Source organism: Pseudomonas sp. AC242, assembly GCF_979258655.1.
In genome coordinates this window covers 3,291,339-3,303,611 of sequence record NZ_OZ409873.1, presented here as the reverse complement: position 1 = coordinate 3,303,611, position 12,273 = coordinate 3,291,339, and the positions used below count along the sequence as shown (strand labels likewise).

Sequence of the window (12,273 nt, the reverse complement as noted above, 5' to 3'; positions counted from 1 at the left end):
CGGCCATGAGCAAGAGAAAGCTGATTCCATTGCTGGTGTACATCCTGTTCCTGCTGGTGCCGATCTACTGGCTGCTGAACATGTCGTTCAAGAGCAACACCGAAATCCTTGGTGGCCTCACACTTTTCCCACAGGACTTCACGCTGGCGAACTACAAGGTGATCTTCACCGATCCGAGCTGGTACACCGGATATCTGAACTCGCTGTATTACGTCAGCCTGAACACGGTGATCTCGCTGAGCGTGGCGTTGCCGGCGGCGTATGCGTTTTCGCGCTACCGTTTTCTCGGCGACAAGCACCTGTTTTTCTGGCTGCTGACCAACCGCATGGCGCCGCCGGCGGTGTTTCTGCTGCCGTTTTTCCAGTTGTATTCGTCGATTGGGCTGTTCGATACGCACATCGCCGTGGCCTTGGCGCATTGCCTGTTTAACGTGCCATTGGCGGTGTGGATTCTGGAGGGCTTTATGTCCGGTGTGCCCAAAGAAATCGACGAAACCGCCTACATCGACGGCTACAGTTTTCCCAAGTTCTTCGTGAAGATTTTCATCCCGCTGATCGGCTCCGGCATCGGTGTGACGGCGTTTTTCTGCTTTATGTTTTCCTGGGTCGAACTGCTGCTCGCGCGCACCTTGACCTCGGTAAACGCCAAGCCGATCGCGGCGGTGATGACGCGCACGGTGTCGGCGTCGGGTATCGATTGGGGCGTGCTGGCAGCGGCGGGGGTGTTGACCATTCTGCCGGGCATGCTGGTGATCTGGTTTGTTCGCAACCACGTGGCCAAGGGCTTTGCCCTCGGTCGGGTCTGAGGAGCTGATGATGGAATGGATGAGCTGGACCACGCCTACCGCAGCATTCTTCATCGTCATCGGCCTGATTCTGGTCGGCATGACCACTTGGGAATTGCGCTCGCCGAGCATCCTGCGGCGAGGTTTTCTGCCGATTGCCACCACCCGTGGCGATCGCTTGTTTATCGGTCTTCTCGGCAGCGCCTACCTGCATTTGCTGGTGATCGGCGCCACCGACTGGAGCATCTGGGTGGCGTCCGCGTTGTCCCTGGTGTGGCTGTTGGCTGTGATGCGTTGGGGCTAGTCGAGTCGTTCGGCAATGCGGCTCCACAACTTAAACAGGAGGTCTCTATGTTCGACAAAAACAATAAGCTGCGACATAGCATTTCATTGGCAGCCATGCTGGCACTCAGCGGTTTGAGCGCATCCGCCTGGGCCGATGCCTACGAGGACGCGGCGAAAAAATGGATCGGCAGTGAATTCAAACCGTCGACCCTGACGGCCGAGCAGCAACTCGAAGAACTGAAGTGGTTCATCAAGGCCGCCGAGCCGTTTCGCGGCATGGACATCAAGGTCGTTTCCGAGACCCTGACCACCCATGAATACGAGTCGAAAGTGCTGGCCAAGGCGTTCAGCGAAATCACCGGGATCAAGCTCACCCACGACCTGCTGCAAGAAGGCGACGTGGTGGAAAAAATGCAGACGGTGATGCAGTCGGACAAGAATATCTATGACGGCTGGGTCAACGACTCGGACCTGATCGGTACGCACTTTCGCTACGGCAAGACCGAATCGATCACCGACCTGATGGCCAACGAAGGCAAGAACTTCACCTCGCCAACCCTCGACATCAAGGACTTCATCGGCATCTCGTTCACCACCGCGCCGGACGGCAAGATCTATCAACTTCCCGACCAGCAATTCGCCAACCTCTATTGGTTCCGCGCCGACTGGTTCGAACGCGCCGATCTGAAAGCCAAGTTCAAGGAAAAGTACGGCTACGAATTGGGCGTGCCGGTGAACTGGTCGGCCTATGAAGACATCGCCAAATTCTTCAGCGAAGACGTCAAGGAAATCGACGGCAAACGTGTGTACGGGCACATGGACTACGGCAAGAAAGACCCGTCGCTGGGCTGGCGTTTCACCGATGCCTGGTTCTCCATGGCCGGCGGCGGCGACAAGGGCATTCCCAACGGCTTGCCGGTGGACGAGTGGGGGATTCGTGTTGAGGATTGCCATCCGGTCGGCTCCAGTGTGACCCGTGGCGGCGATACCAACGGCCCGGCCGCGGTGTTCGCCACCACCAAGTATGTCGACTGGTTGAAGAAGTACGCGCCACCGGAAGCGGCGGGCATGACCTTCTCCGAGTCTGGCCCGGTGCCGTCGCAGGGCAACATTGCTCAGCAGATCTTCTGGTACACCGCGTTCACCGCCGACATGACCAAACCGGGCCTGCCGGTGGTCAACGCCGACGGCACGCCGAAATGGCGGATGGCGCCATCGCCGCGTGGGCCGTATTGGGAGGAGGGCATGAAGCTCGGTTATCAGGACGTGGGTTCGTGGACGTTCATGAAGTCCACGCCTGAGAAACAGAAACTGGCGGCGTGGCTGTACGCGCAATTCGTCACGTCGAAAACCGTGTCGCTGAAGAAAACCATCGTCGGTCTGACGCCGATTCGCGAGTCGGACATCAACTCGCAGGCGATGACCGATCTGGCGCCGAAACTCGGTGGTCTGGTCGAGTTCTACCGCAGCCCGGCCCGCGTGCAATGGACCCCGACCGGCACCAACGTGCCGGACTACCCGCGTTTGGCGCAACTGTGGTGGAGCCACATCGCCGAAGCGGCCAGCGGCGAGAAGACCCCGCAACAGGCGCTGGATGGCTTGGCCAAGGATCAGGACGCGATCATGACGCGTCTGGAACGCTCCAAAGCCCAGGCGGTTTGTGCACCGAAGATGAATCCGGAGCGCGATGCTCAGTACTGGTTTGATCAACCGGGCGCACCGAAACCGAAACTGGCCAACGAGAAGCCGAAAGGCGAGACCGTGAGCTACAACGAACTGCTGAAATCCTGGGCGGATGCGCGTAAGTGATAGTGGAACTGTGAAAGGCGAACGGCACCGGAAGGTGCCGTTTTTTTTGCTGCCTGATCTACCGCTTTCGCTTGCAGGCAAGCTCCCACAGGTTTCTGTGATGTTCACAAACTCCGGGTACGCCGCAGATCACTGTGGGAGCTGGCTTGCCAGCGATTCGATCTGACATTCAACATTGATATCGACTGACCCGTCGCCATCGCTGGCAAGCCAGGCCCCCACAGTTTTCTGTGATGTTCACAAACTCCGGGCACGCCGCAGATCACTGTGGGAGCTGGCTTGCCAGCGATTCGATCTGACATTCAACATTGATATCGACCGACCCGCCGCCATCGCTGGCAAGCCAGGCTCCCACAGTTTTCTTTGATGTTCACAAACTCCGGGTACGCCGCAGATCACTGTGGGAGCTGGCTTGCCAGCGATTCGATCTGACATTCAACATTGATATCGACCGACCCGCCGCCATCGCTGGCAAGCCAGGCTCCCACAGTTTTCTCTGATGTTCACAAACTCCGGGCACGCCGCAGATCACTGTGGGAGCTGGCTTACCAGCGATTCGATCTGACATTCAACATTGATATCGACCGACCCGTCGCCAACGCTGGCAAGCCAGGCCCCCACAGTTTTCTTTGATGTTCACAAACTCCGGGCACGCCGCAGATCACTGTGGGAGCTGGCTTGCCAGCGATTCGATCTGACATTCAACATTGATATCGACCGACCCGTCGCCATCGCTGGCAAGCCAGGCTCCCACAGGTTTCTGTGATGTTCACAAACTCCGGGCACGCCGCAGATCACTGTGGGAGCTGGCTTGCCAGCGATTCGATCTGACATTCAACATTGATATCGACCGACCCGTCGCCATCGCTGGCAAGCCAGGCTCCCACAGTTTTCTTTGATGTTCACAAACTCCGGGCACGCCGCAAATCACTGTGGGAGCTGGCTTGCAAGCGAAGAGGCCGTTGGCGGCACCGCAGGAAACCCGAGCCGGAACACGGTCATCGCCCCCGGCAAGCTCTTAACCTCCGCTACACCCTGATGCAGGCTCATGATCGAGCGCACAATTGCCAGCCCCAACCCGGTGCTGCCCTGCGAACGCGAGCGGCTGCTGTCGACGCGGTAGAAGCGGTCGAACAGATGTGGCAGGTGTTGCGCCTCGATCCCGGCACCGGGGTTGCTGACCAACAGGGAGGCCTGGGTCGCACCTTGTTCGATCAGCAACGTCACGGTTTTCCCGTTCGGGCAGTGGCGCAGCGCATTCGACAACAGATTGGAAATCGCCCGCTGAATCATCAGCCGATCACCCATTACCGTCGCACTGCCAACGACGTTCAAGTGAATGTTCTTATCCTGCGCCGACAGCGAAAACATCTCAGCGACCTTCGCCGCCTCGTCCTCCAGCGCCACCGATTCAAACGGCGCCAGCGCCGACGGATGACTGACCTGCGCCAGAAACAACATGTCCGAGACAATCCGCGCCACGCGCTCCAGTTCCTCGGTGCACGACACCAGCACGTCCTTGTATTCCTCGGTCGTGCGCTCGCGGGACAAGGTCACCTGCGCTTTGCCCATCAGGTTGTTGATCGGCGTGCGCAGCTCATGCGCCAGGTCATCGGAGAACTGCGACAACTGCTGCACTCCTGCATCGAGCCGATGCAGCATGAAGTTGATGCCTTGCGCCAATTCGCTCAACTCCTGCGGCATGTTCACCACGGACAGCCGGTGTTCCAGATCCTGGGTCGAGACCATCGCTGCGACTTTGCGAAACTCGCGCAACGGCGCCAAGCCACGCTGCACCGCACCCCAAGCGGTCAGACCGATAAACACCAGCAACAACGGCAAGGCAATCAGCGTTGAGCGCAGATAGGCGCTGAGCAGCGCCTCATCGTGGGCGTTATCCACTGACAGCAGCACCGGCACGCTGCTGCTGTCCTTGAGGCGAATCAGTTTCGAGGCGGTGAGGAATTTCTTGCCTTCCGCGTCGGTGCTGTCGCTGTAAGTCAGTTGATCGGTGGTGGCGCGCACCGCTTTCAATTCGACGCGCGGATCGCTCAATCCCGAGCCGGATTTGAACAGCGGCGAGCGCTGATTGAGGCGGTCATAAATGGTCAGCGTGAGGTTGTCATGCCCCATCACCTGATCGAGCAGAATATGCGGTTTGCCGGTGATTTCATTGGCATCGACGTACAACGACAGGCTGTGTTCGACCTGCGCCATTTTCTTTTCCAGACTGTCGCGCGACAGCGCGTTCAGTTCATGAGTCAACGCGAAATAGGCAAGGATCGCGAGGAACACCACCAATAGCGCGCCGAGAATACTCACCGTCAAACCGAGGCGCATCGACAGGCTGGAGGGCTTCATTCCCGTGCCTCCAGCACATAGCCGACACCGCGCAGGGTGTGAATCAGTTTGCTGTCGAACGGGTCGTCGATCTTCGCCCGCAAACGGCGGATCGACACCTCGACCACATTGGTGTCGCAGTCGAAATTCATGTCCCACACCAGCGAGATGATCTGCGTGCGCGTCAGCACTTCGCCGGACTGACGCATCAGCAGATGCAGCAGGGCGAACTCCTTGGTGGTCAGGTCGATACGCTGTTGCCCGCGAAACGCGCGATGGCGGCCCGGATCAAGTTCCAGATCAGCGACTTTCAGCACCTGAGGCACCGGGATGTTTTCACTGCGACGCATCAAGGTGCGCACCCGCGCCAGCAGTTCGGGGAACTCGAACGGCTTGACCAGATAATCGTCAGCGCCCAGATCAAGACCACGAATCTTGTCCGCCAGGCGCCCGCGTGCGGTGAGCATCATCACCCGCGTCGAATGGGTGCGACGCAGTTGTTCCAGCACGCCCCAGCCGTCGAGTTCCGGCAGGTTCACATCGAGAATAATCAGGTCATAGGCCTGTTGTTGCGCCAGATGCAAGCCATCGGCGCCAGTGGCCGCGTGGTCAACGACATAACCACTTTCGGTCAAACCCTGATGCAAGTATTCGGCAGCTTTAAGCTCGTCCTCGACGACAAGGATTCGCATGATCTTTCACCACTTTTATTTAATGGGTATTTAATTAAAAAGGCCCCTCACCCTAGCCCTCTCCCGGGGGAGAGGGGACTGAATGCGGGATATTTCAGAACTACGCCGACGTGAAAAAACATTACTGAATCCATAATCGACTAGATGTAACAGGTCGATATATAACGCCAGACATCTCGGTCGGCTCCCTCTCCCTCTGGGAGAGGGCTGGGGTGAGGGGAAGTCCGGACGATAAAGGTTGAAGTGGCTACAGGGTCAACCACCAAGCGCTTTAAAACGGTGCTCTGCGACAGTCGGTCGCAGCACAAACCATAAAATTCCCATCAGTTTGATTCCGGCAAGTGCAATTCAGCAGATAACTACCGTGTTTTTGTTTCGATGTATTTCGATAAAACCATTTGCACTTCGCATCCTAGAACAAAACAACTTCGGCAAACCGTGGATAACGGATTTGTAATGTTCCAGTCACCTTGTCGATAAGTTCAAAACCCTACCGTGGCGGCATCCGAGATTCTTCAATAAAGGAAGTCTTCCATTGCCCGGTTTAATAGAACTGACGGCGCGATCACGCCTGAAAAAAACCGCCAGCGGCATCCTGTTGTTGGCCTGTACCAGCCTCGCGAACGCAGCGACCTTGACGCTGGAGCAAGCCCTGCAAAGCGCCTTCGCCGGCAACCCGGAACTGGCCGCTGCGCAATGGGAAATCGGCATCGCCGAAGGTGACCGCCAACAGGCCGGCCTGATCCCCAACCCCGAAGTGTCGTGGGAAGCCGAAGACACTCGCCGCGAGTCGCGCACAACCACGGTGATGCTCAGTCAGCCGATCGAACTGGGTGGCAAGCGCGGCGCACGGATCGACGTTGCCAGCCGCGCGCAGGACGCTGCCGGCATCGAACTGGAGCGCAAGCGCAATGCTTTGCGTGCCGATGTGATTCAGGCGTTCAACAGTGCGCAAACCGCGCAGCAGCGTTTGCAGCTGTCCCGGCAATCCCTGCAATTGGCCGAGCACGGTGTGCGGGTGGCGCAAGGGCGGATCGAGGCGGGTAAATCGTCGCCGGTCGAGGGCACGCGGGCGCAAGTGCAGCTCTCGGAAGTGCGCCTTGAACTGAGCCGCGCCGAACGTGATCAGGCCACCGCGTACCAACAACTGGCGCAGGTCATGGGCGCGCCTCTACCGACCTCGACCAAGGTGCAGGCACCCACGCAAAGCATGCCGGCCGTTCCACCACCGACAAGATTGCTCGAGCGTCTGAACGAAACCGCCGAACTGCGTCTGGCCAAGTTGCAGATCGATCAGCGCGAAGCATCGCTTGGCCTGGAAAAGTCTCAGCGCATTCCCGACCTCACCGTGAGCATCGGCAGTCAATACAGCGAAACCGAGCGCGAGCGGGTTAACGTGGTCGGGTTGTCGATGCCGATTCCGCTGTTCAACCGCAATCAGGGCAACGTGCTCGCCGCCGCCCGCCGCACCGATCAGGCGCGGGATCTGCGCAACGCCACCGAGTTGCGTTTGCGCACGGAAATCCAGACCAGTCTCGAGCAATGGCAGACCGCCAACGGCGAAGTCACCGCGTTCAACCAGACCATCCTGCCCGCCGCGCAAAGTGCGGTCGACAGCGCCACACGCGGTTTCGAAATGGGCAAGTTCGGCTTCCTCGATGTACTCGATGCGCAACGCACATTGATCAGCGCTCGTAGCCAGTACATCCAGGCCGTCAGCGAGGCGACCGACGCCCGCGTACGCATCGAACGAATTTTTGGCGACCTCAGCGTCAGCCGTTGAATTTCATTCTTCAGACAACTGCGCGATGGCTCGACGCAGAGGAGTTTCCATGGATAAAAAACTGATGGTGGTCGCGGTGGCGACGTTGGCGCTGGGCATTGGTATCGGCTCGCAGTGGTCAGGTAACGCAAGCATCGACGCGCATGCCGACGAGACTTCTGAGCATGCCGATCACGCCGAAGAAGGTGCAGCGGCTGAACATGCCGAAGAAGGGCACATCGAATTGAGCGCCGAGCAGATCACGGCTGCCGGTATTCAACTCGCCGAAGCACGGGCGCAAAACATCAGCCGCGGCCTGCCATTCCCCGGCGAAGTGCGCTTCGACGAAGACCGCACCGCCCACGTCGTGCCGCGTGTGCCGGGCGTGGTCGAATCGGTGGCGGTCAACCTCGGGCAAACGGTGAAAAAGGGCCAGTTGCTGGCGGTGATCGCCAGTCAGCAGATCTCCGATCAACGCAGCGAACAGGCCGCCGCGCAACGTCGCCTGGCCCTGGCGCGCACCACCTACGAGCGCGAGAAAAAGCTGTGGCAGGACAAGATCTCCGCCGAGCAGGATTTCCTCCAGGCGCGCCAGGCGTTGCAGGAAGCGGAAATCGCCGTGAGCAATGCGCGGCAAAAGATCAGCGTGCTCAGCGGCAGCCTGGTCGCCACTGGCGGCAACCGCTACGAATTGCGCGCACCGTTCGACGGCGTGGTTGTGGAAAAACATCTGACGCCGGGGGAAGTCGTTGATGAAAGTACAGCGGCGTTCACCCTCTCGGATCTGTCGCGAGTGTGGGTGACGTTCGGCGTGTCACCGAAGGATTTGAACAAGGTTCAAGTAGGCAAAGCGGTCACCGTCAGCGCCCCGGAATTGAACGCGGAAGTGGTCGGTAGCGTGGCTTACGTCGGTAGCTTGCTCGGCGAACAGACCCGCACGGCAACCGTCCGCGTCACTCTGGAAAACCCGCAAGGCTCGTGGCGCCCCGGTCTGTTCGTCACCGCGCTGGTGGCGACCGACAGCCGCGAAGCGAAAGTCGCCGTACCGGAATCTGCGATCCAGACCGTCGAGGACAAATCCACGGTGTTCGTGCGTACCGACGACGGTTTCGAAGCGCGCGCGGTTGAGCTGGGCAGCCGCGCAGCCGGCCATGTGGAAATTACTCAAGGGCTGGAACCGGGCGCGCAAGTCGCCAGCGCCGGCAGCTTCGTCCTCAAGTCGGAACTGGGCAAAGCCTCAGCCGAGCACAGCCACTGATCCGGAAGAATCCCATGTTCGAACGCCTGATCCAGTTTGCCATCGAGCAGCGCATCATCGTCCTGCTCGCCGTTCTGCTCATGGCCGGCCTCGGCATCGCCAGTTATCAAAAACTGCCGATCGACGCCGTGCCGGACATCACCAACGTCCAGGTGCAAATCAACACCGGCGCCGCCGGGTTTTCGCCGCTGGAAACCGAGCAGCGCATCACCTTCCCGATTGAAACCGCCATGGCCGGTCTGCCGGCACTCGAACAGACCCGTTCACTGTCGCGCTCGGGCCTGTCGCAAGTCACGGTAATCTTCAAGGACGGCACCGACCTGTTTTTCGCCCGCCAATTGGTCAACGAGCGTCTGCAGATCGCCAAGGAGCAATTGCCCGAAGGCGCGGAAGCGGTGATGGGGCCGATTTCCACCGGCCTCGGCGAGATCTTTTTATGGACCGTGGAAGCCAAGGAGGGCGCATTGAAGGACGACGGCAGCGCGTACACACCGACCGATCTGCGGGTGATTCAGGACTGGATCATCAAGCCGCAATTGCGCAACGTCCCGGGCGTGGCCGAGATCAACACCATCGGCGGTTTCGCCAAGGAATATCAGATTGCGCCGGACCCGAAACGCTTGGCCGCGTACAAGCTGACGCTGACCGATCTGGTCACCGCGCTGGAGCGCAACAACGCCAACGTCGGCGCCGGTTACATCGAGCGCAGCGGCGAGCAATTGCTGATTCGCGCGCCGGGCCAAGTGGCGAGCACCGAGGACATCGCCAACATCGTCATGGCCAATGTCGACGGCACACCGATCCGGGTGAAGAACGTCGCCAGCGTGGAAATCGGCCGCGAATTGCGCAGCGGTGCGGCCACGGAAAACGGTCGTGAAGTGGTGCTTGGCACGGTGTTCATGTTGATCGGCGAGAACAGCCGCACGGTCTCGCAAGCGGTCGCCAGCAAGCTCGAACAGATCAATAAGTCCCTGCCGCAAGGCGTGATCGCCGTGCCGGTTTACGACCGCACGCACCTGGTCGACAAAGCCATCGCCACGGTGAAAAAGAACCTCATCGAAGGCGCGATTCTGGTGATCGCGATTCTGTTTCTGTTCCTCGGCAACATTCGCGCGGCGCTGATTACTGCGATGGTGATTCCGCTGTCGATGCTGTTCACCTTCACCGGGATGTTCAGCAACAAGGTCAGCGCCAACCTGATGAGCCTAGGCGCGCTGGACTTCGGGATTATTGTCGACGGCGCGGTGGTTATCGTCGAAAACACCCTGCGTCGACTGGCCCATGCGCAGCAGCATCACGGTCGCTTGCTGACCCGCGCCGAGCGTTTCAAGGAAGTCTTTGCCGCAGCGAAAGAAGCGCGGCGACCGCTGATTTTCGGCCAGTTGATCATCATGGTCGTGTACCTGCCGATTTTCGCCTTGAGCGGCGTCGAAGGGAAAATGTTCCACCCGATGGCGTTCACCGTGGTCATCGCTTTGCTTGGCGCGATGCTGTTGTCGGTGACCTTTGTGCCGGCGGCGATTGCGTTGTTCGTCACGGGCAAGGTCAAGGAAGAGGAGGGCGCGGTGATGCGCGGCGCACGTCGCGTTTACGCGCCGGCGCTGGCCTGGGTCATGTCCCATCGCGCAATCGCAGTGGGCGCGGCGTTGGGTGTGATTGTGCTCAGCGGTGTGCTCACCAGTCGTATGGGCAGCGAGTTTGTGCCGAGCCTCAGTGAAGGCGATTTTGCCCTGCAAGCGTTGCGCGTGCCGGGCACCAGCCTGACGCAATCGGTGGACATGCAGCAGCGCTTGGAGACGTTGATACTGGCGAAGGTGCCGGAAGTCGAACGTGTTTTTGCCCGTACCGGCACCGCCGAAATCGCCTCCGATCCGATGCCGCCGAATATCTCCGACAGCTACGTGATGCTCAAGCCGAAAGAGCAGTGGCCGGATCCGGGCAAGTCCCGCGAAACCCTGATGGCCGAACTGCAAGCTGCGGCCGCGATGTTGCCGGGCAGCAACTATGAGCTGTCGCAGCCGATTCAGTTGCGTTTCAACGAATTGATCTCCGGTGTTCGCAGCGATGTGGCGGTGAAGGTGTTCGGTGATGACATGGACGTGCTCAACGCCACCGCTGCGAAAATCGCCGCTGCCATGCAGAAGGTCAACGGTGCCTCTGAAGTGAAGGTCGAACAAACCACCGGGCTGCCGGTGCTGACCATCAACATTGATCGCGACAAGGCTGCGCGATATGGGCTGAATGTCGGTGATGTGCAGGACACCATTGCGGTTGCAGTTGGTGGTCGTCAGGCCGGGACCTTGTATGAGGGTGATCGGCGTTTCGATATGGTCGTGCGCCTGTCCGATGCCATGCGCAAGGACATCGACGGCTTGTCGGCATTGCTGATCCCGGTGCCAGCACTGAGCGGCGCTGCGAATCAGATCGGCTTCATCGCGCTGCAAGACGTCGCCAGCCTCGACCTGGTGCTCGGGCCGAATCAGGTCAGCCGCGAAAACGGCAAGCGTCTGGTGATCGTCAGCGCCAACGTGCGCGGGCGTGATATCGGCTCGTTCGTCAGCGAGGCCGGCGAGTTGATCGAGCGTGACGTGCAGGTCCCGGCGGGTTACTGGACCAGTTGGGGCGGGCAGTTCGAGCAACTGCAATCAGCGGCCAAACGCTTGCAGATTGTCGTGCCGGTGGCGCTGCTGTTGGTGTTCGGGTTGTTGTTCATGATGTTCAACAACTTGAAGGACGGTTTGCTGGTGTTTACCGGGATTCCGTTTGCGCTGACCGGTGGGGTCATGGCGCTGTGGCTGCGCGATATACCGCTGTCGATTTCGGCGGGTGTCGGGTTTATCGCGTTGTCCGGGGTGGCGGTGTTGAACGGCTTGGTGATGATTGCGTTTATTCGTAATTTGCGCGAGGAGGGGCGTTCGCTGTCCGATGCCATTAACGAAGGTGCGTTGACGCGTTTGCGGCCGGTGTTGATGACGGCGTTGGTGGCGTCGCTGGGTTTCATCCCGATGGCGCTTGCAACCGGCACCGGCGCCGAAGTGCAGCGGCCGCTCGCCACCGTAGTGATCGGCGGAATCCTGTCTTCCACGATCCTCACGCTGCTGATCTTGCCGGCGCTCTATCAACTCGCCCATCGCCGGGATGAGGACACCGTTCCATCTAACTAGGCAATCCCACTGTAGGAGTGAGCCTGCTCGCGATAGCGGTCTATCAGTCAGATCTACATTGACTGAGCCACGGCTATCGCGAGCAGGCTCACTCCTACAGGTTTTGTGTTCGACTTCAGGAGAGTGCCCGGCACATAACGGATATGTAATTTCCCCGCCACTGTCACGAAAGGTTCGG

At 59.5% G+C, this 12,273-nt stretch carries 8 protein-coding genes; 6 read left to right on the top strand and 2 right to left on the bottom strand.

Going from position 1 to position 12,273, the window contains the following annotated elements; translation table 11 throughout:
- The first annotated feature begins 5 nt into the window (after positions 1 to 5).
- Genes ACZZ0A_RS14805 through ACZZ0A_RS14795 form a run of 3 tightly spaced genes read left to right on the top strand, consistent with a single transcriptional unit; the run spans position 6 to position 2,879 of the window.
- Positions 6 to 806, top strand: coding sequence for a carbohydrate ABC transporter permease (locus ACZZ0A_RS14805; RefSeq protein ID WP_003192012.1), 801 nt, complete (start codon positions 6 to 8; stop codon positions 804 to 806).
- A 10-nt stretch (positions 807 to 816) separates the two neighbouring features.
- Entirely contained in the window at positions 817 to 1,089 is a 273-nt protein-coding gene (locus ACZZ0A_RS14800) for a DUF2160 domain-containing protein (RefSeq protein WP_007912485.1), read from the top strand.
- A 47-nt stretch (positions 1,090 to 1,136) separates the two neighbouring features.
- Entirely contained in the window at positions 1,137 to 2,879 is a 1,743-nt protein-coding gene (locus tag ACZZ0A_RS14795) for an ABC transporter substrate-binding protein (RefSeq protein WP_064389298.1), read from the top strand.
- Between the two features lie 927 nt (positions 2,880 to 3,806).
- Here ACZZ0A_RS14795 and ACZZ0A_RS14790 read toward each other — a convergent pair.
- Positions 3,807 to 5,240, bottom strand: a complete 1,434-nt coding sequence (locus tag ACZZ0A_RS14790) for a heavy metal sensor histidine kinase (protein WP_463543383.1) — start codon at positions 5,238 to 5,240, stop codon at positions 3,807 to 3,809.
- Positions 5,237 to 5,911 (bottom strand): heavy metal response regulator transcription factor, encoded by a 675-nt coding sequence (locus ACZZ0A_RS14785; protein WP_095048087.1) that lies wholly within the window; start codon positions 5,909 to 5,911, stop codon positions 5,237 to 5,239. Before ACZZ0A_RS14785 ends, ACZZ0A_RS14790 begins: the two co-directional genes overlap by 4 nt.
- A 535-nt stretch (positions 5,912 to 6,446) precedes the next feature.
- Between ACZZ0A_RS14785 and ACZZ0A_RS14780 the strand changes: the two genes are divergently transcribed.
- Genes ACZZ0A_RS14780 through ACZZ0A_RS14770 form a run of 3 tightly spaced genes read left to right on the top strand, consistent with a single transcriptional unit; the run spans position 6,447 to position 12,095 of the window.
- Positions 6,447 to 7,694 (top strand): TolC family protein, encoded by a 1,248-nt coding sequence (locus ACZZ0A_RS14780; protein ID WP_095113694.1) that lies wholly within the window; start codon positions 6,447 to 6,449, stop codon positions 7,692 to 7,694.
- 49 nt (positions 7,695 to 7,743) lie between these two features.
- Complete coding sequence (locus tag ACZZ0A_RS14775) at positions 7,744 to 8,931, top strand: efflux RND transporter periplasmic adaptor subunit (RefSeq protein WP_463543382.1); 1,188 nt, start codon at positions 7,744 to 7,746, stop codon at positions 8,929 to 8,931.
- 14 nt (positions 8,932 to 8,945) lie between these two features.
- Positions 8,946 to 12,095: a CusA/CzcA family heavy metal efflux RND transporter gene (locus tag ACZZ0A_RS14770; RefSeq protein ID WP_463543381.1), complete on the top strand. Its 3,150-nt coding sequence runs from the start codon at positions 8,946 to 8,948 to the stop codon at positions 12,093 to 12,095.
- Positions 12,096 to 12,273: the final 178 nt, after the last annotated feature.

Bases quoted from the DNA above. Each gene is read 5' to 3' on its own strand.
- ACZZ0A_RS14805 (WP_003192012.1), top strand. From the start codon at position 6: ATGAGCAAGAGAAAGCTGATTCCATTGCTGGTGTACATCCTGTTCCTG.
- ACZZ0A_RS14800 (WP_007912485.1), top strand. From the start codon at position 817: ATGGAATGGATGAGCTGGACCACGCCTACCGCAGCATTCTTCATCGTC.
- ACZZ0A_RS14795 (WP_064389298.1), top strand. From the start codon at position 1,137: ATGTTCGACAAAAACAATAAGCTGCGACATAGCATTTCATTGGCAGCC.
- ACZZ0A_RS14790 (WP_463543383.1), bottom strand. From the start codon at position 5,240: ATGAAGCCCTCCAGCCTGTCGATGCGCCTCGGTTTGACGGTGAGTATT.
- ACZZ0A_RS14785 (WP_095048087.1), bottom strand. From the start codon at position 5,911: ATGCGAATCCTTGTCGTCGAGGACGAGCTTAAAGCTGCCGAATACTTG.
- ACZZ0A_RS14775 (WP_463543382.1), top strand. From the start codon at position 7,744: ATGGATAAAAAACTGATGGTGGTCGCGGTGGCGACGTTGGCGCTGGGC.
- ACZZ0A_RS14770 (WP_463543381.1), top strand. From the start codon at position 8,946: ATGTTCGAACGCCTGATCCAGTTTGCCATCGAGCAGCGCATCATCGTC.